Genomic DNA, 20,921 nt, shown 5'->3' on the forward strand with positions numbered 1-20,921 from the left:
AAGAGAGTAAAGAACGATGAAATATCATATTCTGACGCTGTTTCCGGAGATGATCGAGCAGGGGCTGCACACCAGCATCCTCGGAAGAGCCATCAACAACGGCTATATTTCCCTCGAGACGACGAATATCCGGGATTTTTCAGCAAATAAATTCAACCGCGTGGACGATTACCCGTACGGCGGCGGTGCGGGCATGGTCATGGAGGCGGAGCCGGTGTTCCGCGCCTACCAGTCGGTAGCCGAAAAGATCGGGAAAAAGCCGCGCACGGTCTATCTGACACCGCAGGGAAAAGTACTGAACCAGACGATGGTGGAAGAGCTGGCGCTTGAGGACGATCTTGTGCTGCTCTGCGGCCACTATGAGGGCATCGATGACCGCGTACTGCAGGAAGTGGTAACGGACTATATCTCGATCGGGGATTATGTTTTAACAGGCGGAGAACTCGGCGCAATGGTGCTGGTGGATGCGGTATCGCGGTTTGTGCCGGGTGTCTTAAGCAACGAGGAATCTTCGCAGTTTGAGTCACTGCAGGACAATCTGCTTGAGTATCCGCATTACACAAGACCGGAGACATGGCACGAGAAAAAAGTTCCGGAGGTGCTTCTTTCCGGTGACCACAAAAAGATCGAAGCATGGCGCCATGAGGCCTCTCTGGTGCGGACAGCCGAGCGGCGGCCGGACCTTCTGGAAAATGCATTCCAGATTTCCTGCGCATGCAATGAAAAAGAGGAATCGTCTGCCTGGGCGCACGATCTTTTGGCAGGCATGACACGCTATGGTGTCAGCCTTGATCTCGGACGAAAGAAGATCCGGAAACAGAAAAATCTGTTTGATGACCATGATCTGCTGATTCTGCAGCTTCCGGGAACGCTTGAGGAGGGTATGAAAGCAAAGAGCGAGTATATCCGCAGTTTTGCCGGAAAAGAAACACCGCTGGTGTTTTTGTGCCCGGCCGGATTCTCGGAAGAGGAAGAAAAACTCGAAGAGCAGCTTGAAAAAAACGGTTTCCGTCTGGTCGCACGGCTTACCGGCATACCGTCCGCGGACGGCCTGCAGCGGTTTTCCTTCGCGCTTCGCAGTCTGCTGTACAGCGGCGAATGGAAAGTGAAAAAAATACTTGCATCTGCGGATGCATTATAGTATAATATATCTTGTTGTGAGTAAAGAGATGGTCCGCTGTTGCAAAAAGGCATTAAGAACATCCAGGGTAAAAAAAGGAGATAAAGAAATGAACGACATTATTAAGAAAATCGAAGATGCACAGTTAAAAGCAGAAGCACCGGAGTTCCGCGTTGGTGATACCGTTAAAGTTTACGGTAAAATCAAAGAGGGTAACCGCGAGCGTATCCAGGTATTCGAAGGCGTTGTCCTGAAAAGACAGGGCGGCGGAAGCAAAGAGACCTTCACTGTTCGTAAGAGCTCTAACGGCGTAGGCGTTGAGAAAACATGGCCGGTACACTCTCCGAACGTTGAGAAAGTAGAAGTTATCAGACGTGGTAAAGTAAGACGTGCGAAACTGAACTACTTAAGAGACCGTGTTGGTAAAGCAGCGAAAGTGAAAGAGCTGGTAAAATAATAAGTCGTTAAAAGGATGGCCGGAGGAACATGAGTAATTGTGTTTCTCCGGTTTTGTCTTACGGAGAATTACACTATGGGTATGAATACCAGATATGTAAAAGAATATTTCTACAAGAAAAAGATCCGTTCCATGTTTGTATGGAATCTGGAAATCATCGCAGCGATTCTTCTTGCGGCGGCATTTTCCTGGTTTTTCTGCAGAAGTGTCGTGGTGCAGGAGGGCTCGATGGAGCCGACTCTCGTGCCGGGGGAGCGTGTGCTGATGGACTCCGCCTGGTACCGCTTAAGTTCTCCGAAACGCGGGGATATCATCGCGTTCCGGACGAGTGAGGACAAGAAGGCGAGCATCCACATCAAGCGTGTGATTGCGCTGCCGGGCGAGACGGTACAGATCAAAGACGGACAGATCCTCATCAACGGGGAAGTCTATAATGAAAAAGATGAATTTCCGGCCATCACAAACGCGGGACTTGCCTCCGAGCCGATCACGGTCGGGAAGGGACAGTACTTTGTGCTCGGCGACAACCGGAACAACAGCGAGGACAGCCGCCACAACGGCATGGGACTCGTGGATTCGGACCGCATTGTCGGAAAGCTCTGGTTTACGATTTCGCCGTGGAAGAAAATCGGTTTCGTGTAAACGCAGCATAGAAGGAGAAGAAACATGAATTATCAGTGGTACCCGGGTCATATGACGAAGGCCCGCAGACAGATGCAGGAAGACTTAAAGCTCATCGACCTGATGATTGAGCTGGTCGATGCGAGAGTTCCTGCAGCGAGCCGCAACCCGGATATAGATGAACTTGGAAAGAACAAAGCACGGCTGATCCTGCTGAACAAATCGGACCTTGCCGATGAGCGCGGAAACGATGCCTGGATGGAATATTTCAAGGGAAAGGGATATTCTGTTGTGAAGGTCAATTCCCGTTCCGGAGCCGGCATGAAAGCGATCAACAGCGCCGTACAGGAGGCCTGCAAAGAGAAAATCGAGCGCGACCGCAAACGCGGCATCCTGAACCGTCCGGTCCGCGCGATGGTTGTCGGTATTCCGAACGTCGGAAAATCGACATTTATCAATGCGTATGCGGGCAGAGCCTGTGCGAAAACCGGAAACAAACCGGGCGTCACGAAGGGAAAACAATGGATCCGTCTGAGCAAACAGCTGGAGCTTCTGGACACACCTGGTATCCTGTGGCCGAAGTTTGAGGACCAGCAGGTGGGACTGCATCTTGCGATGATCGGTTCCATCAACGATGAGATCCTGAACGTGGAGGAGCTGGCGCTGTCCGTCATCGATTATCTGACGGCAGAGTATCCGGGAACGCTGGAGAAACGCTTTGGCTTTGAAGGTATGACGGATCGTGTGGAAATCCTGGGTGAGATTGCGCGTGTGCGCGGCTGCCTGAAAAAAGGAAATGAGCTCGATTACGAAAAAGCAGCACGGCTTCTGATGGATGATTTCCGGAGCGGAAAGCTCGGCAGAATCACGCTGGAAAAACCGGAATAAATGGATTTATCAAAATAAAAAATGCGGAGAACAACGATGACAGAGAAAAAACAATCGATATCCGCCATACGGGAAATTTTTGCGGCAGCTTCGGAGACGGAGCTGCCCGCCCTTTATCTGGAATATGAAGAGGATTCCCGTGCCGGCGTACAAAATCTGATTCAAAAATACCAGAAACAGGAAGAGGCCTTAAAAAAAGAGCGTGAGCGCACGGAACAGATGAAGATCTACGAGCACAAATATGAGGATCTTGGCTGGATCTGCGGCATCGACGAGGTCGGAAGAGGCCCTCTGGCGGGTCCTGTGGTCGCAGGTGCGGTCATTCTGCCGCGCGACAGTAAAATCCTGTATCTGAACGATTCCAAGCAGCTGACGGCCAAAAAACGCGACGAGCTGTACGATGTGATCATGCGCGAGGCAGTGGCCGTCGGCATCGGCTATGCCTCCCCGGCGCGGATCGACGAGATCAATATTTTACAGGCAACGTACGAGGCGATGCGGGAGGCGATCAGCAAGCTTTCCGTGAAGCCGGATGTGCTCTTAAACGATGCGGTGAAAATCCCGCAGGTGGACATCCGCCAGGTGCCGATCATCAAGGGAGATGCCAAGAGTGTTTCGATTGCGGCGGCAAGTATTGTTGCGAAGGTGACAAGGGACCGCCTGATGGAAGAGTACGACAAGGTGCTTCCGGGCTACGGTTTTGCATCGAACAAGGGCTATGGTTCGGCAGAGCATATCGCTGCTTTAAAAGAAATCGGCTCGTCACCGATCCACCGGCAGTCGTTTATCGGCCATTTCGTGTAAAAGCACCGCATCAAAAAAGGAGAGGGTATCGCATTTGAACCAGCGGGAAGTAGGAGCGAGGCAGGAGAGCCGTGCGGCAGAATATCTGGAAAGCCTGGGATATCACATCCTGGTGCGGAATTTCCGGTGCCGCTTCGGTGAGATCGACCTGATCGCAAAACAGGACGACACATACATTTTTATCGAAGTAAAATACCGCACCGGCCGGACAGCCGGAGACCCGACAAGCGCCGTGGATGGAAAGAAACAGAAGAAAATTTCAAAAACAGCAGATTACTACCGCATGCTCTACCAGATCCCGATGGATGTGCCCTGCCGTTTCGATGTCGTGGCAGAGACACCGGAGGAGATCCGCGTCTATGCGAACGCGTTTTATTATCAGGGGAGCGGCTGGTAGGAAGGGAGTTTTTATGATACCAATTCAATGGAAACAAAACGATAAAAAAACGATGCATGTCAACGAGGCGGAAAACGGCGTGGTCTATCTGACCTGGCCGGCGATTGAGAAAATTGAGGGCATCCGCCATGCATTTTCCACACGGATCGGCGGGGTGAGTAAGGAACATCTTTCCAGCATGAATCTCAGCTTTTCGCGCGGCGACGATCCGGCGAATGTGCGGGAGAATTACAGAAGATTCTGTGAGGCGGCGGGGTTTGAAGTGGAAAACATTGTTACCTCCGATCAGGCACACACAACGAAGGTCCGTTATGTGACGAAAGCAGACTGCGGCAGCGGCGTGACAAGAGACCGCGATTTTCATGATATTGACGGTATGATCACTGACGAGCCGGGCGTCGTACTTGCGACATTCTATGCGGACTGCGTGCCGCTCTACTTTGTCGACCCGGTGCACCGTGCAATTGGACTTTCACATTCCGGCTGGCGTGGAACGGTCCACAAGATGGGACAGGCAACGCTCGATGCGATGCACGAACGGTTTGGAACAGAAGCAAAAGATGTGATCGCAGCCGTCGGCCCGTCGATCTGCCAGGACTGCTACGAGGTGAGCGGTGACGTGATCGAAGAGTTCCGGGCAGCATTCCCGGAAACACTGCATGAGAAACTGTTCTACGGAAAACCAGATGGAAAATACCAGTTAAATCTCTGGGAGGCGAATCATCAGATCCTTCTTACGGCAGGAGTGCCGGAGAAGCAGATTCATCTGCCGAACCTCTGCACCTGCTGCAACCCGGATTTCCTGTATTCCCACCGTGCGTCGAAGGGAAAAAGAGGAAACCTCGCGGCATTCCTTTCCCTGGTCTGAAAACAGGATCGAAAACAGAATAGAAAGCATCAAAAAACGGACCTGGAAAAAACAGATCCGTTTTTTGCTGTATGCATCCGGCGGACACAAAATCGACTATCTGTGTTTTGCCAGCAGCTTATTGATTTTCTCTGTCGTAGACTGTACTTTTGCAACGGATACGTCGTGGTTAAGCGTATCGATGATGCTTGCCATATATTTGCTCATCTCAGCCGGCTCATACCAAGGACGGGAAACGAGTTCCGGTGTACGGTAGGTCAGGTCGGTGGTGATGACTTTGCTGATATAGCCTTTCTCATAGTAAGCATCGAATTTCTCCAGACCATCTGTGAAGAGGCCGAAGGTGGTGCAGACAAAGACGTGGTCAGCGCCGCGCTCTTTGACCTGTTTTGCAACGTCGAGCATACTCTCACCGGAGGAGATCATATCGTCGATGATGACAACATCTTTTCCTGCTACGGAATCGCCGAGGAACTCATGTGCCACGATCGGGTTCTTTCCGTTTACGATGGTGGAGTAATCTCTTCTCTTATAGAACATACCCATATCGACGCCGAGCACGTTGGAGAAGTATACGGCACGCGCCATCGCTCCCTCGTCCGGGCTGATGATCATCAGATGATCGTTGTCGATCGTCAGATCCGGAACGGAACGAAGAAGGGCTTTTAAAAACTGGTAGGTTGGCATGAAGTTGTCAAAGCCGCCGAGCGGAATTGCGTTCATGACACGAGGATCGTGTGCGTCGAAGGTGATGAAGTTGGAAACACCCATGTTCATCAGCTCCTGCAGAGCAAGTGCGCAGTCGAGAGACTCACGTTTGGTGCGCTTATGCTGTCTTCCTTCATAAATGAAAGGCATGATTACGTTGATCCGGTGTGCTTTTCCCGTTGCAGCAGCGATGATACGTTTCAGATCCTGATAATGGTCATCCGGTGACATGTGGTTCTCGTAGCCGCAGACCTTGTAAGTGATGCTGTAGTTGCAGACATCAACCAGGATGTAAAGATCGGCACCGCGGACGGATTCGTTGATCTTTCCTTTTGCTTCGCCGGAACCGAAACGCGGGCACTCGCAGTCAATCAGAAAAGAATCCTCGGAATATCCGGAAAAGGAAACCCCGTTGCGGCGCTCGGCGAGCTCTTTACGGAACTGAACCAGATACGAATCAACTTTTTTTGCCATTTCCATACTGCCCGGCAGAGCTGCGAGCTTTAACGGAGCAACCGGAATGGAATTTTCAAGTAAATCTAAATTAGCCATACAAACCTCCAGTAATCGACATTTTTTACAAACCATTTACTTCCTATTTATATCATCTTGGGAAAGGGCGCGTCAAGCAAAAAACGAAAGAATCCTTGCTTTTTGTGCAGGTTGTTGTTATTATAATGGATGAATGTCCGGAAGGTATGCAAAAAAAGCACGCTTTTTACTGGGCAAAGAGAAGTTATAAAGAAGTAAATGGAAAGGCCAAAACGTAAGATCTGTGAAAAACAAGACGAAACATATTATCAAGACAATAGAACCGGGCAGTATTGCCGAAGAACTGGAACTCGAACCGGGAGATGAACTGCTCCGCGTGAACGGGGAAATCATCGAGGACGTCTTCGATTACCACTTCCAGACCAACGACACGTATCTGGAACTCACGATCCGGAAAAAGGACGGCGAGGAATGGGACCTGGAAATCGAAAAAGAGTATGACGAGGAAATCGGCATCACATTCGAGAACGAGTTCATGGATCAGTACCGTTCCTGCAGCAACAACTGCATTTTCTGCTTCATCGATCAGATGCCGCCGGGAATGCGTCCCACCTTGTATTTTAAGGATGACGATTCGCGTCTGTCCTTTCTGCAGGGAAACTATATTACACTGACCAACATGAGCGACCACGATATCGACCGGATTATCCGCTACCATCTGGCACCGATCAATATTTCGTTCCAGACAACGAACCCGGAGCTCCGCTGCAAAATGCTGCACAACCGTTTTGCGGGCAATATCTTTCCGAAGGTCCAGCGCCTTTACGAGGCGGGAATCGAGATGAATGGACAGATTGTGCTCTGCAAGGGATACAACGACGGCGCAGAGCTGGAGCGCAGTATTTCGGATCTGTCAAAATATCTGCCGCATCTGAAAAGTGTTTCGGTTGTCCCGGTCGGACTTTCGAAGTACCGCGACGGACTGGCGCCTCTGGAACCGTTTACCAGGGAGGATGCAAAAGAAGTTCTTGCCACGATTCACAAATGGCAGAAAAAGCTGTATGAACAGTGGGGACTTCACTTTATCCATGCTGGTGATGAATGGTATCTGCTGGCGGGAGAGCCGATCCCGGAGGAGGAAAATTACGATGGCTATATCCAGCTGGAAAACGGAGTGGGAATGCTCCGGCTTCTGGAGGACGAGGTTGCGGAAGAACTTTCGAAACGAGAAGGGGACGACCGTCACCGCCATGTAACGATTGCGACCGGAAAAGCTGCGGCGCCGTCGTTGAAAAAACACATGCAGAAAATTCGTGAAAAATATCCGAATGTACAGGCGGAGGTTGTCACGATTATCAACTATTTCTTTGGAGAATCCATTACCGTATCCGGTCTGATTACCGGAAAGGATCTGATGGAGCAGTTAGAGGGAAGAGATCTTGGCGACTGCCTGCTGCTTCCGTGCAACATGCTCCGTTCGGGAAAAAACGTCTTTCTCGACGATGTGACGGTGGAAGAGGTGGAAGAGCGCCTGAAAACACCGGTACAGATTATCGATGAGCCGGGCAGCGACCTGGTGAAAGCAGTTGTGGAGGAAAACCAGGAGACGATACACAGAAGGAGAACAATGTATGAGCAAGCCGATTGTAGCAATTGTGGGCCGGCCGAACGTGGGTAAATCCACCCTGTTTAATGTATTAGCCGGAGACAATATTTCGATTGTAAAAGACACACCGGGTGTAACCCGTGACCGTATTTATGCCGACGTGGAGTGGCTGAACCACAAATTTACGCTGGTAGATACCGGCGGTATTGAGCCGGAATCCAAAGATATCATTCTCTCCCAGATGAGAGACCAGGCGCAGATCGCCATTGATACCGCAAATGTCATCATCTTCATCACTGACGTCCGTCAGGGCCTTGTAGATGCCGATGCAAAAGTAGCTGATATGCTCAGAAGAAGCCGCAAGCCGGTTGTGCTGGTGGTCAACAAAGTCGACAACTTCGACCGTCAGATGATGGATGTTTATGAATTCTATAACCTCGGCATCGGAGAGCCGCACGCCATTTCCGCATCCGGAAAGCTCGGCATCGGCGATATGCTCGATGAGGTGACAGGATACTTTGATCCGGAGATGGAAAACAAGGAGGAGAGCGAGATTCCGCGCATCGCCATTGTCGGAAAACCGAACGTCGGAAAATCCTCCCTGGTCAACAAACTGCTGGGATCGAACCGTGTCATCGTATCCGATATCGCCGGAACGACGCGCGATGCGATCGATACCACGATCATGCACAATGGAAATGAATATATTTTCATCGATACCGCAGGTCTTCGAAAGAAAAACAAGATCAAAGAGGAGCTGGAGCGGTACAGCATCATCCGTACAGTATCTGCCGTAGAGCGCGCAGATGTCGTCGTTCTTCTGATCGATGCAACCGAGGGTGTCACCGAGCAGGATGCCAAAATTGCCGGTATCGCCCATGAGCGTGGAAAAGGTATGATCATTGCGGTAAATAAATGGGATGCCTTGGAAAAAGATGACAAGACGATCTACCGTTTTACCGAAAAAGTAAGAAATACACTGGCTTACATGCCGTACGCAGAGCTTCTTTTCATCTCTGCGAAGACAGGACAGCGTCTTCCGAAGCTGTTCGAGACGATCGACATGGTTCTGCAGTACCAGAACCTGCGCGTACAGACCGGTGTCCTAAACGAGATTCTGACCGAGGCAATGGCAATGCAGCAGCCGCCGTCAGACCGTGGAAAACGACTGAAAATCTACTACATGACACAGGTTTCGGTCAAACCGCCGACATTTGTTATTTTCGTCAACGACAAAGAACTGATGCATTTCTCCTACGTTCGATATCTGGAGAATAAAATCAGAGAGTCGTTCGGCTTCCGCGGCACACCGCTGAAATTCATCATCAGAGAACGAAAAGAGAAGGAGCAGTAAAGAGTTATGGTACGGATCATATGCCTTTTGATCGGATACGCATTTGGCCTTTTTCAGACCTCATATATTTATGGAAGGACGAAGGGAATTGATATCCGGGAACACGGCAGCGGAAACGCAGGAACGACCAACGCGCTCCGGACTTTAGGGAAAAAAGCAGGCGCCATCACGCTTGCCGGCGACTGCATCAAATGCATTCTGGCGGTCCTGACGGTACGGCTGATCTTCGGTGCATCGCACCCGGAAATACTGAAACTGCTGACGGTGTATGCTGCGGCCGGAACGATTCTCGGCCACAACTTCCCGTTTTACTTAGGCTTCCGCGGCGGAAAAGGAATCGCTGCGACCGCGGGTCTGATTATCTCGTTTGACTGGAGAATCACGCTGGTCTGTGCAGCGCTGTTTTTCCTGAATCTTGCAGTAACACACTATGTTTCCCTCGGTTCCATGATGGTTTATGTTGTCTTTTTTGTAATGGCAGTCATCATGGGACAGGCGGGCTGCTTTGCGCTGGAACCGCCGTATCTCTATGAGATGTACGTGGTGATCGCACTTCTTGCCGTGCTTGCCTTCTGGGAGCACCGTGCAAACATCAAGCGTCTCATCGCGGGAACAGAGCGGAAAACGTATTTATCCAAAAAGTCGGAGAAATAAAATATGGCAAAGATTAGCATCATCGGAGCAGGAAGCTGGGGAACCGCCCTCGGCCTCCTGCTCTGCAGCAACGGGCATGACGTGACGATCTGCTCGGAAAATGAAAAGGAAATTGAGAGCTTAAAGGAACACAGAGAGCATCTGACGAAGCTTCCGGGCGTAAAACTGCCGGATGAAATGAAGTTCACCTGCGATGTGCGCGGCTCCCTTTCCGGAAAGGACATCCTTGTGATGGCAAAAGCATCCCCGTACGTGCGAACCACATGTAAAAAGTATGCGGCGGATATTCCGGACGGCCAGCTCATCGTCAATGTGGCAAAAGGCGTGGAAGCCGATACCCTGATGACGATGTCTCAGATCATCGAGGAGGAAGTGCCGGGAGCGAATGTCGTTGTTCTCTCCGGACCGAGCCACGCAGAGGAAGTCGGCCGCGGCCTGCCGACCACGATCGTTGTCGGCGCGCATGACCGCGAGAGCGCACTGTATGTGCAGAATGTGTTCATGAGTCCGGTCTTCCGCGTTTACACAAGCCCGGACATCACGGGAATTGAACTTGGCGGAGCTCTGAAAAATGTCATCGCACTGGCAGCCGGAACGGCAGATGGTCTTGGCTACGGCGACAATACGAAAGCGGCTCTGATTACCCGCGGGATCGCGGAAATTGCACGGCTCGGCACGGCGATGGGTGCCCATGCGGAAACCTTCTACGGTCTTTCCGGTATCGGCGACCTGATTGTAACGTGTGCTTCCGTTCACAGCCGGAACCGGAAAGCCGGATACCTGATCGGCCAGGGCAGAACGATGCAGCAGGCGATGGATGAAGTTCAGATGATCGTCGAGGGCGTCTATTCCGCAAAAGCGGGTCTTACCCTGTCGAAAAAATTCGGAATCGAAACGCCGATCATTCAGGCAGTCAATCAGGTTCTGTTTGAAAACAAAAACCCGAAACAGGCTGTGGATGAACTGATGCAGCGTATGAAAAAAGACGAACTCGCCCCGGATCTCTGGGAGCGGTAAAAATAAGAAACCTGTCACTTCTGTGAAATGATACAGAGACGGCAGGTTCTTTTTTTGTGCAGACCGAAATTTTTCAGCAAAAATACGGGAAAAAGATGACAATACTTTCGAAATCAAGTATAGTAATAGAAAGCGGAATAATTTTAACTGAAAAGATGCGGAGGAAAATACAGCAGGAGGAAGAAAGAATGAGAGGAGTAGAAACAAGAATTCAGGAAATCCGCCATGCCATTTTTACGGAAGTTGCAAAAATGGCGTATGACGTGGACTCCCCGGTGGAAAAGACGATCGAGGAAATTCCTTACCGTGTAATTCCCGGCGAGGTCGGAAATTTTAGAAATGATGTGTTTCTGGAGCGGGCGATTGTAGGAGAGCGGCTTCGCCTTGCAATGGGACTTCCGTGCAGAAGCGCGGCAGAGCACGCCCCGATCTCGGACAATATCAAACTGGCGGACCAGGCGGAGACGTATTATACACCGCCGCTCATTAATGTCATCAAATTTGCATGCAACGCCTGTCATGAAAAACGGGTTCTGATCACGGAGGGATGTCAGGGGTGTCTTGCACATCCGTGCGTGGAAGTCTGTCCGAAAAAGGCCATTACGCTGGACCGCACCAATGGACGATCCTATATTGATCAGGATAAATGCGTCAAATGTGGTCAGTGTGCCAAGGTATGCGGATACCAGGCTATTATCATTCAGGAGCGTCCGTGTGCGAGAGCCTGCGGAATGGATGCCATCGGTTCGGATGAGAACGGAAAAGCGGATATCGATTACGAGAAATGTGTATCCTGCGGCCAGTGTCTCGTCAACTGCCCGTTCGGCGCTATTTCGGACAAATCCCAGATCTTCCAGGTAATCCGTGCGATCCAGTCGGGAGAGCGCGTCTATGCAGCGCTGGCACCGGCGTTTGTCGGCCAGTTCGGACCGAAAGTAACGCCTGGAAAACTGCGTGCGGCGATGAAAAAGCTCGGTTTTGCGGATGTCTTTGAAGTTGCGATCGGAGCGGATCTCTGTGCGGCACAGGAGGCAGAGGATTTTGTGAACGAAGTTCCGGAGAAACTGCCGTTTATGGCGACATCCTGCTGTCCGGCCTGGTCTGTAATGGCGAAGAAACTGTTCCCGGATTACGCAAGCTGTATCTCGATGGCACTGACCCCGATGACGCTGACGGCGCGTCTGATCAAGAAACACAATCCGAATGCGAAGGTTGTCTTTGTCGGACCGTGTGCGGCGAAAAAACTGGAGGCCATGCGCCGGTCTGTCCGCAGTGAGGTGGACTTCGTTCTGACGTTTGAAGAGATGTCGGGCATTTTCGATGCGCGCCAGGTAGATGTGAGTGCACTTGAGGAAGATCCGGACGGCGTCAGCGATGCATCGGTGGACGGAAGAAACTTTGCTGTCTCCGGCGGCGTTGCAAAATCTGTGGAAAATGTAATCCGTGAAAAATACCCGGACCGCGAAATCAAGATGGCAAATGCAGAAGGTCTGAAGGAATGCCGGAAACTGCTGACAATGGCAAAGGCCGGAAAGTACAACGGTTATCTTCTCGAAGGCATGGCCTGTCCGGGCGGATGCGTGGCAGGAGCCGGCACGATGCAGTCAATCAAAAAGTCGCAGGCGGCAGTCAACAAATATGCGGCGCAGGCAAAACACAAGATTTCCAGCCAGACAGAATATGTGAAAGAACTGGACAAGCTGGTAGACTAAAAAGAACAGCAAGGTGGAGACAAAAGTGAAAAAGAAAAGAAAGATGGGCTTTGCGGCAGCGATTCTTGCAATGGTACTTCTGTTTGCAGGATGCGGCCAGACAGAGACAAAGACGGAGAGCAGCGGGACAAAAAGCACAGGATCAGAAAGTACAGTATCAGAAAATACGCAGACAGAGAGCAGCACAGCGGCATCGGAAACAGAAGATGAGACACCGGTCCATGTGCTTGCATTAAAAGGACCGACCAGCATGGGAATGGTAAAAATGATGAGCGATAACGACAGCAAAGAGTCACCTGCGGACACGTTTGAACTTGCCGCTGCCCCGGATGAGGTCAGCGCAAAACTGGTACAGGGAGAGGTGGATATCGCCGCGGTTCCGGCGAACCTTGCAAGCGTACTCTACAACAAGACAAACGGCGGCGTGCAGGTGCTCGCAGTCAATACGCTCGGTGTCCTTTATATCGTCGAGGACGGCGATACCGTACATTCCATTGCGGATCTGAAAGGCAGAACCATTTATGCGGGCGGCAAAGGTGCAACTCCGGAGTATACTTTGAATTATATCCTCGAAAAGAACGGCCTCGTACCGGGTGAGGACGTAACGATCGAGTGGAAGAGCGAACACGCCGAGTGCGTGGCAGCACTTGCAGAAGATGCCGATGGAATCGCCATGCTGCCGCAGCCGTTTGTAACGACGGCACAGACGAAAAAAGAAACGCTGCGCATCGCACTTGACCTGACCGAAGAATGGAACAAAATCCAGAAGTCCGAAGGAACGGCGAGCACACTGGTGACAGGTGTTACCGTTGTGCGCACTGCCTTTGCCAAGGAGCATCCGGAAGCAGTTGCAGACTTCATGGAAGCTTACCAGGCATCCGTATCCTACGTAACCGAAAACACTGATGAGGCGGCAAAACTGATCGGGGATTATGACATTGTTCCGGAGGCAGTCGCAAAGAAAGCGCTTCCGGCATGCAACATTGTCTGCATCACCGGTGATGAGATGAAAGAGAAGCTTTCCGGTTATCTCGGTGTACTCAAAGACCAGAACCCGGAGACAGTCGGAGGAGAACTTCCAGGAGATGACTTCTATTATTCCGAATAAAAACAAAAAAGAGAAACAGAGAAAAACGAAGCTCTGGCCGATCGTGTTCTGGCTTATGATCTGGCAGGCGGCAAGCGTTTTTGTCGGGCAGGAGATCCTTCTGGCATCTCCTGCCGCTGTTTTGAAACGCCTTTTTACGCTTGCAACAGAACCGGTCTTCTGGCAGTCCCTGCTGTTTTCCGGAGTACGCATCGGAGCCGGATTCCTTCTTGGTGCGGCGGCGGGAATTGCAGGAGCTGCACTTGCCGGTCGGTTTTCCATTGCAGAAGAACTCCTGACGCCGCTGGTTGCAGCAGTGAAAGCAGTACCGGTCGCTTCTTTTGTGATTCTGATCCTGATCTGGGTTTCGTCGAAGAATCTTTCGGTTGTGATTTCGTTTCTGATGGTATTTCCGATCCTGTATACAAACACGCGGAACGGCCTGTGGGAACTGGACACAGCGCTTTTGGAGATGACAGACGTTTTTCAGGTTCCGCGGCCGGTGCGGCTGCGCTGGGTGATCCTGCCGCAGCTGTACCCATATATCCGGACGGGATGTTCACTTTCCCTCGGCCTTTGCTGGAAGGCCGGAACGGCAGCAGAAGTAATCGGCATTCCGAACCGATCCATCGGAGAGCATCTGTATCAGGCAAAAATATATCTCGACACACCGGGACTCTTTGCCTGGACGGCAGCGATCGTGTACGTCAGCTTCTGTCTCGAAAAAGCTGTTTTAAAAGGAATGGATCTTGCAGAAAAAAGGATGCTGGTGATGAAATGAGAGAAGATACGATTGAAATCTGCCATCTGAAAAAAGCGTATGGAGAACACGTTATTTTTTCGAATCTTACGATGGAACTGAAAAAAGGAGCAGTGACCTGTCTGATGGCTCCTTCCGGGGTGGGAAAGACAACCCTGCTGCGGATTCTGGCAGGCCTGGAGCAGGCGGACGGCGGAAAAATCGGGGGACTGGAAGCCTTAAGAAAAAGTATGGTTTTTCAGGAACCGCGGCTGGCAGAAGAACTGACAGCTGCAGCCAATATCCAGCTCGCGGTAAGGCGCCGCATGTTTGGAAAAGAAAAAAGAAGCTCCCGTCATCTTGTGGAGGAGATGGAGGAACTCGGCCTTTCGGGCTGTGAAAACCAGGCTGTATCGGAACTGTCGGGCGGCATGCGCCAGCGGGTGGCGGTTCTGCGGGCCATGCGCATGGACGCAGATTTCCTCCTTTTGGATGAGCCGTTCCGGGGACTGGATGCGGGGACGAAAAAGAAAACGATGAACTATATCCGCAGAAAAGGAAAAGAAAAAACGATGCTTCTGGTTACGCATGATTTAGAAGAAGCCGAAGCAATGGGGGACTGGATCTGCACCTGCAGCAGACTGGATGGTATCCTCGAAATAAAGAGAAACAGCAAAAGCAGCACAGAAATCTGAAACGGAAAGAAACAGATTTTCTGTGCTGCTTTTGTTGTGAATCCGCAGTTACAGCAGGTCATCCGGTATGGAAGCAGAGCGGAGCTGTTCGTCCATCGTGTCGATGAGCGCCATGTCGGCTTCAGAAAGTTCGAAGTCGAAGACATCCGCGTTGGCAAAAATGTGGTCCGGCTGTGTCGATTTCGGGATGACACTGATGCCCTGCTGGACGAGGTAGCGGAGGCCGATCTGCGCTTCAGTGCGTACATACTTTTCTGCCAGCTGCTGCATAATCTCACGGTTCAGATAAAGACCTCTTGCGAGCGGCGCATACGCTTGAACGGCGATTCCATGTGAACGGCAGAAAGCGATGAGCGGTTTCCGGTTCCAGAGCGGATGGCATTCGATCTGGTTGACGGCCGGGATGATGCCGGAAAATTCAAAGAGGGCGGTAAGGTGCGGCTCCTCGAAGTTGCTGACGCCGATCGATTTTGCACGCCCGGATTCGCGGATTTTTTCGAGTGCGCGCCACGTCTCCGGGTAGCAGCCCGGCACCGGCCAGTGAATCAGGTAAAGATCAACGTAGTCGAGACGGAGACGGTCGAGGCTGCGGTTGAAGGCACCTTCGATATCACCGACCCGCTGCGCGGTATTCCATACCTTTGTGGTAATAAAAAAGTTTTCCCGCGGAATCCCGCTTGCGCGGATCCCGCGGCCGATGCTGTCCTCATTTTTATAGGAGGAGGCGGTATCGATCAGACGGTAGCCGTATTTTGCCGCGGTGACAATTGCTTTTTCTGCCTCTTTTTCTGTCGATTTGTAAGTGCCAAGCCCCAGAAGCGGCATCGCTCTGCCGTCGTTCAATGTGATGGTTGGAATAGAAAGTGCCATAAAAACCCTCCGTATCTTGAATCAAAAAAAGATTCTGCCGTATTTCTCTCATAATTATGTTTAGTATAACATGAAAATTTAAAGAAATCAGACCAAATATATTAAAAAAGTTTAACACAATCGGGAAATGAAAAAAATAACAAGCCACGCAAGAAAAAAGAAGGATGCCAGGACGGCCTGTACGGCGAATTGTACAGAAATTTTGTGGAGGCCGTATTGATTTTGTGCATGAAATAGAGTATAATAAGTTTGAATTGATATTTATTTATCATTCCCTGTACAATCTGCAGGACGTTTCAGGAAAACAAAAGCGGACGAAACGGACGGCAGAGCAGAAAAACGGGGACAGAGGAGGCCATATTATGCATTTATTATATGACGAGAATGGAAATCCCATTCCGCACGGAGCTCACGACGAGCACCATCATCACCATGACCATCATCACGAGGGAGAAGACTGCGGACATGCCTGCAATGCATGCGGTTCCGAAGAAAAATGCAAGGACGAGAATCTTGCCCTTTTAACCTATATGCTGCAGCACAATGAACATCACGCAGCAGAACTCGACGAGATGGCCGACAAACTGGAAAAAGCCGGAATGGCGGACGCCGCAAAACAGATCAGGGAGGGAGTATCCGATTTCCAGAAAGGCAATATGCGCCTGTCCCTTGCACTGACGCTTGTAAAAGAGCATTTGAAAGAAGTTAAGTAGAGGAGGCGTAAGCTATGTGCCTTGCAACGGTATACAAAAATCCGGAGAACACAGTTGTCTGTAAAAATGTAAGCCGCATCGATGTCGATGGAGAATACGTTCTCATCCGCGACATCCTGGGCGAAGAGATCAGACTGCAGGGTAAGATCAAAATGGTAGATCTTGCAAACAGCATCGTAGAGCTGGACTGTGAATGATAATTGGTTGACGGAACCAGTTATTCTATAAAAGCGGTTTTAAGACCCCGGGGTCTGCGAATCGGAACAAACAGAACAGGCGAACCGGGACTTAGAATAGGAATATATTATATTAAAGCGGAGGTAAATTGAATTATGAAACTTTCAGAAGAGATGAAAAACAAGACCCTTCTGTCTTTTGAGCTGTTCCCGCCAAAGACAGAGAAGGGACTGCAGAATCTGCCGGGTACCATCGACCACCTGATGAAGTACAACCCGTCTTACATTTCCTGTACATACGGAGCAGGCGGCGGAAACGTCGGAGCAAACCGTGAAGTATGTCAGATGATCAAAAATGCCGGAACCACACCGGTTACTCATTTCACCGTTATCAAAAACACAAAAGAAGGAATTAAAGAACAGCTGGATCAGTATCTGGCTGACGGCGTAGACCACATGCTGGCACTGCGCGGTGATATTCCGCTTGGCGAGACCACAACCTGCGGTGACTTTGACTACGCTACGGATCTTGTAAAATTCGTACGTGATACCTACGGCGACAAATTTGAAATCGCTGTTGCAGGTTCACCGGAAGGCCACATCTCCTGCAGAAGTCTGGAGTCTGATATCGCAGTTCTGAAACAGAAACAGGACAACGGAGCTGACTACATCATGACACAGCTCTGCTGGGATATGGAGCAGTTCAAATACTGGCTCGATGCAATCCGTAAAGCAGGAATCACCATGCCGGTAGACGTTGGAGTTATGCCGATCCTGGATCAGGCAGCTACCATCAACATGGCACTTTCCAGAAACGGCTGTGTTATGGACAGAGAGCTTTCCAGAATGATCTCCAGACACTGGCTGTTCCCGAACCCATTTGCAGCAAAAGATGCAGAGGGCAAACCGTTCGACGTATTCTACGACAAGAAAGTTGCAGAGTTCAAAGAAGAGGGTATCGAATATACCGTAAAACAGATTGATGCATACCGTGCACTCGGTGTCAATGGAATTCATCTGTATGCACTGAATAAATGGAAAGACGTATCTGAAATCATCGACAGATCCGGCCTTTGCACACTGGTTTAATGAATTAATTACTTGAATTTGGGAGGCATCCGATTTTTATGGCACACGTAATAGCTGTCGCCGGAAAAGGCGGCGTTGGAAAAACAACATTATGCGGCTTGCTGATCCAGTATCTCTGCGAGTCAGGAAAAGGTCCTGTTCTTGCAGTTGATGCGGACGCAAACTCAAACCTGAATGAGGTACTCGGTGTAGAAGTAGAAGCTACCCTTGGAGATATCCGGGAGGAGATTGCCCGTGCAGAGATGGCATCCAAAAACCCGATTCCGGCAGGTATGAGCAAGGCAGATTATGCGGAATTTAAATTTGCAGGCGCTCTGACTGAGGAAGATGATTTTGACCTGCTTGTGATGGGAAGAACACAGGGAAAAGGCTGCTACTGCTTCGTCAATGGACTTCTGCAGAATCAGCTTGCAAAGCTGTATCCGAATTACCCCTTCATGGTTGTGGATAACGAGGCAGGCATGGAGCATATCAGCCGTGGTATACTTCCGGGAATGGATACAGCTATTTTGGTCAGTGACTGCTCAAGAAGAGGAGTACAGGCCGCTGCGAGAATCGCGGAGCTGATCAAAGAATGCGATATGAAGCCGAAGCAGGTAGGACTGATCGTAAACCGTGCGCCGAATGGCGTGTTAAATGAGGGAACCCGTGAGGAAATTGAAAAACAGGGATTAACTCTCCTTGGCGTTGTTCCGCACGATGATCAGGTTTATGAATATGACTGTGACGGAAAACCAACCGTACGTCTGCCGGAAGACTCTCCGGTACGCGCGGCATTAAAGAAAATCGTAGAAAACCTTGATTTATAAAAACAGAGAATCTGCCCTCCGCTTTGTACACGCTGCAGACGGAGGGATATTTCAAAAGTAAAATATCCCCCATGGGAGGATGTTTTTACCATAAAAATATTAAAATACAATCTTGAGGAGGACAAGATGAGCGAATTCAAATTAACAAGCGTAGAAGAATTCGAACAGGCCACGAATGAGCTCCTGGAAAATGGTGCAAAGGTTGGCGCTGACGCATGGCAGTTTCGTGTAAAAAACCAGACCCCGCACTGTAAATTCGGTGAGCAGGGAACCTGCTGCCGTATCTGTACGATGGGACCTTGCCGTATTACACCAAAGGCACCGAGAGGAATCTGCGGATGCGATGTACACGGTATTGTAGGACGTAACTTCCTGCGCTTTACAGCAGGCGGTTCCGCAACACATTCCGATCATGGCCGTGAGATCTGCCACACACTGCATGAGGCTGATCCAAACGGAAACTACAAAGTAAAAGATCCGGAGAAACTGATCCGTATCGCAAAAGAGTGGGGCGTAGAGACAGAAGGAAAAGATATTTACGATCTGGCACATGAGATGTCCGAGCTGGCTCTTTTAGAGTATGGTAAACCGTTCGGAACACAGAGATTCCTGAAACGTGCTCCGCAGCATACACAGGATATCTGGGAGAGAGAAGAAATCGCACCGCGTGCGATTGACCGTGAGGTTGCATGTTCTCTTCATATGACTCATATGGGATGTTCTTCCCTTCCGGAAGCACTCGTTCGCCAGTCCCTTCGTTCCGGACTTTCCGATGGATGGGGCGGCTCCATGATGGGTACCGAGTTCTCTGACGTACTGTTCGGAACTCCAAAGCCGATCGAAACCGAGGCAAACCTTGGTGTTATGAAAGAAGATGAAGTAAATATCATCGTTCATGGCCATGATCCGTCACTTTCCGAGATGATCTGCGAATACGCAGACGATCCGGAGATGATCGCATATGCAAAAGAAATGGGAGCAAAGGGAATCAACGTGGCAGGTGTCTGCTGTACTTCCAATGAAGTAGCAATGCGCCGCGGCGTGCCGATGGCAGGTAACTTCCTGCAGCAGGAAAACGTGGTACTGACCGGTGCCTGCGAGGCCATCGTTGTTGACGTACAGTGTATTTTCCCGGCCCTTGGACCTTTAAGCAAATGTTTCCATACTAAATTCGTTACCACCAGCCCGATTGCGCAGATGCCGGATGCAGAATACATTCGTTTCAACGCAAAAACAGCAGGTGAGAATGCAAAAGCCATCGTAAAAATGGCAATTGAAAACTTTAAAAACCGGAAACCGGAGCTGGTACATATCCCGCATATGAAGCAGAAAGCAACCGTTGGATACTCTTTTGAGTCCATCATCAAGACTCTGGATAAAGTAACCAATTCCCAGGTTGACCAGACCGGAACTCTGATGCCGCTGTGGCAGTGTGTGGCATCCGGCGTTATCCGCGGTGCAGTTGCCATGGTAGGATGCAACAACCCGAAAGTCCGTCCGGACACCGCTCACATCGAGCTGATGAAGAAGCTGATCGCGCACGACGTTATCATCGTTGCTTCCGGATGCTCTGCACAGGCAGCAGCAAGAGCAGGTCTGATGGACAAACGTGCTAAAGATCTCTGCGGTGCAGGTCTGAAACGTGTCTGCGAGCTGGCTGATATCCCGCCGGTACTCCACATGGGATCCTGCGTTGATATCTCCCGTATGATGGTTCTTGTAGCAGAACTTGCTAAAATCGGTAATGTCAATATTTCCCAGCTTCCGGTTGTCGGATGTGCTCCGGAGTGGATGTCTGAGAAAGCAGTTTCCATCGGAAACTATGTTGTAGCAACCGGTATCGATACTTACCTTGGCGTAGAGCCGTACGTATCCGGATCCACTGAGGTAACAGGACTTCTGACCAACGGTGTCCGCGACTGGGTTGAGGCAGCTTACACAGTAGAAAAAGACATCGACAAGCTGGGCGATGCAATGCTCGCACGAATCGAAGAGAAACGTGCCGCACTCGGCGTATAAAAAGGACAGGGCGGTCCCTGACGTAA

22 protein-coding genes are annotated in these 20,921 nt (G+C 50.5%); 20 read left to right on the top strand and 2 right to left on the bottom strand.

Features of this window, described 5'->3' with window-relative positions; translation table 11 throughout:
- Positions 1-16 precede the first annotated feature (16 nt).
- The 7 genes from trmD (at position 17) to pgeF (ending at position 5,155) form a co-directional block, all read left to right on the top strand.
- On the top strand, positions 17-1,141 hold the full coding sequence (trmD, locus tag DWX00_RS04560) for a tRNA (guanosine(37)-N1)-methyltransferase TrmD (RefSeq protein WP_022461509.1): 1,125 nt from the start codon (positions 17-19) through the stop codon (positions 1,139-1,141).
- An 88-nt stretch (positions 1,142-1,229) separates the two neighbouring features.
- Positions 1,230-1,577 carry a 50S ribosomal protein L19 gene (gene rplS / locus DWX00_RS04565; RefSeq protein ID WP_022461510.1) on the top strand — a complete coding sequence of 116 codons (348 nt, stop codon included), beginning with the start codon at positions 1,230-1,232 and terminating at the stop codon, positions 1,575-1,577.
- Between the two features lie 81 nt (positions 1,578-1,658).
- Positions 1,659-2,219 carry a signal peptidase I gene (gene lepB / locus DWX00_RS04570; protein WP_055218369.1) on the top strand — a complete coding sequence of 187 codons (561 nt, stop codon included), beginning with the start codon at positions 1,659-1,661 and terminating at the stop codon, positions 2,217-2,219.
- A 24-nt stretch (positions 2,220-2,243) separates the two neighbouring features.
- Complete coding sequence (ylqF, locus tag DWX00_RS04575) at positions 2,244-3,086, top strand: ribosome biogenesis GTPase YlqF (protein ID WP_055226467.1); 843 nt, start codon at positions 2,244-2,246, stop codon at positions 3,084-3,086.
- Between the two features lie 36 nt (positions 3,087-3,122).
- Entirely contained in the window at positions 3,123-3,890 is a 768-nt protein-coding gene (locus DWX00_RS04580) for a ribonuclease HII (RefSeq protein ID WP_118594720.1), read from the top strand.
- Between the two features lie 34 nt (positions 3,891-3,924).
- Positions 3,925-4,287 (top strand): YraN family protein, encoded by a 363-nt coding sequence (locus tag DWX00_RS04585; protein WP_118594721.1) that lies wholly within the window; start codon positions 3,925-3,927, stop codon positions 4,285-4,287.
- Positions 4,288-4,300: 13 nt separating this feature from the next.
- Positions 4,301-5,155, top strand: a complete 855-nt coding sequence (gene pgeF / locus DWX00_RS04590) for a peptidoglycan editing factor PgeF (RefSeq protein WP_243037957.1) — start codon at positions 4,301-4,303, stop codon at positions 5,153-5,155.
- A gap of 96 nt (positions 5,156-5,251) precedes the next feature.
- Here pgeF and DWX00_RS04595 read toward each other — a convergent pair whose 3' ends face one another.
- Complete coding sequence (locus tag DWX00_RS04595) at positions 5,252-6,415, bottom strand: ribose-phosphate pyrophosphokinase (RefSeq protein WP_022461516.1); 1,164 nt, start codon at positions 6,413-6,415, stop codon at positions 5,252-5,254.
- Positions 6,416-6,638: 223 nt separating this feature from the next.
- Between DWX00_RS04595 and DWX00_RS04600 the strand changes: the two genes are divergently transcribed.
- From DWX00_RS04600 to DWX00_RS04635, 8 genes are all read left to right on the top strand, one after another.
- Positions 6,639-8,033, top strand: coding sequence for a DUF512 domain-containing protein (locus DWX00_RS04600; RefSeq protein ID WP_022461517.1), 1,395 nt, complete (start codon positions 6,639-6,641; stop codon positions 8,031-8,033).
- On the top strand, positions 7,987-9,315 hold the full coding sequence (gene der, locus DWX00_RS04605) for a ribosome biogenesis GTPase Der (protein WP_118594722.1): 1,329 nt from the start codon (positions 7,987-7,989) through the stop codon (positions 9,313-9,315). The genes DWX00_RS04600 and der overlap by 47 nt, the downstream gene beginning before the upstream one ends.
- Positions 9,316-9,321: 6 nt before the next feature.
- The gene (gene plsY, locus DWX00_RS04610; RefSeq protein WP_055218132.1) at positions 9,322-9,969 is read left to right on the top strand and encodes a glycerol-3-phosphate 1-O-acyltransferase PlsY; all 648 of its coding nucleotides are present in this window, start codon (positions 9,322-9,324) and stop codon (positions 9,967-9,969) included.
- Positions 9,970-9,972: 3 nt separating this feature from the next.
- Positions 9,973-10,986, top strand: coding sequence for an NAD(P)H-dependent glycerol-3-phosphate dehydrogenase (locus DWX00_RS04615; protein ID WP_118594723.1), 1,014 nt, complete (start codon positions 9,973-9,975; stop codon positions 10,984-10,986).
- Positions 10,987-11,174: 188 nt separating this feature from the next.
- Positions 11,175-12,698, top strand: coding sequence for a 4Fe-4S dicluster domain-containing protein (locus DWX00_RS04620; protein WP_055266593.1), 1,524 nt, complete (start codon positions 11,175-11,177; stop codon positions 12,696-12,698).
- Positions 12,699-12,723: 25 nt separating this feature from the next.
- Positions 12,724-13,806, top strand: coding sequence for an MqnA/MqnD/SBP family protein (locus DWX00_RS04625; protein WP_243037959.1), 1,083 nt, complete (start codon positions 12,724-12,726; stop codon positions 13,804-13,806).
- Entirely contained in the window at positions 13,784-14,566 is a 783-nt protein-coding gene (locus DWX00_RS04630) for an ABC transporter permease (protein ID WP_118594724.1), read from the top strand. The genes DWX00_RS04625 and DWX00_RS04630 overlap by 23 nt, the downstream gene beginning before the upstream one ends.
- Positions 14,563-15,219, top strand: coding sequence for an ATP-binding cassette domain-containing protein (locus tag DWX00_RS04635; protein WP_118594725.1), 657 nt, complete (start codon positions 14,563-14,565; stop codon positions 15,217-15,219). The genes DWX00_RS04630 and DWX00_RS04635 overlap by 4 nt, the downstream gene beginning before the upstream one ends.
- Before the next feature lie 48 nt (positions 15,220-15,267).
- On the opposite strand, the gene DWX00_RS04640 is transcribed toward DWX00_RS04635, so the two are convergent.
- Complete coding sequence (locus DWX00_RS04640) at positions 15,268-16,089, bottom strand: aldo/keto reductase (protein WP_022461525.1); 822 nt, start codon at positions 16,087-16,089, stop codon at positions 15,268-15,270.
- A 362-nt stretch (positions 16,090-16,451) separates the two neighbouring features.
- Here DWX00_RS04640 and DWX00_RS04645 point away from each other — a divergent pair, with 362 nt between their 5' ends.
- The 5 genes from DWX00_RS04645 to cooS all read left to right on the top strand — a co-directional run bounded on the left by DWX00_RS04645 (position 16,452) and on the right by cooS (position 20,895).
- The gene (locus DWX00_RS04645; protein WP_055218122.1) at positions 16,452-16,802 is read left to right on the top strand and encodes a hypothetical protein; all 351 of its coding nucleotides are present in this window, start codon (positions 16,452-16,454) and stop codon (positions 16,800-16,802) included.
- Positions 16,803-16,816: 14 nt separating this feature from the next.
- Positions 16,817-16,999: a CooT family nickel-binding protein gene (locus DWX00_RS04650; protein WP_117509049.1), complete on the top strand. Its 183-nt coding sequence runs from the start codon at positions 16,817-16,819 to the stop codon at positions 16,997-16,999.
- A gap of 135 nt (positions 17,000-17,134) precedes the next feature.
- A complete protein-coding gene (locus DWX00_RS04655; RefSeq protein WP_022462431.1) occupies positions 17,135-18,067 on the top strand; it encodes a methylenetetrahydrofolate reductase in 933 nt (310 codons plus the stop codon).
- Positions 18,068-18,105: 38 nt separating this feature from the next.
- Positions 18,106-18,876, top strand: coding sequence for an ATP-binding protein (locus DWX00_RS04660; protein ID WP_022462430.1), 771 nt, complete (start codon positions 18,106-18,108; stop codon positions 18,874-18,876).
- A gap of 126 nt (positions 18,877-19,002) precedes the next feature.
- Positions 19,003-20,895 carry an anaerobic carbon-monoxide dehydrogenase catalytic subunit gene (gene cooS, locus DWX00_RS04665; protein WP_055226451.1) on the top strand — a complete coding sequence of 631 codons (1,893 nt, stop codon included), beginning with the start codon at positions 19,003-19,005 and terminating at the stop codon, positions 20,893-20,895.
- Positions 20,896-20,921: the final 26 nt, after the last annotated feature.

Source organism: Blautia sp. AF17-9LB (assembly GCF_003479185.1).
Classification (GTDB): domain Bacteria; phylum Bacillota; class Clostridia; order Lachnospirales; family Lachnospiraceae; genus Fusicatenibacter; species Fusicatenibacter saccharivorans.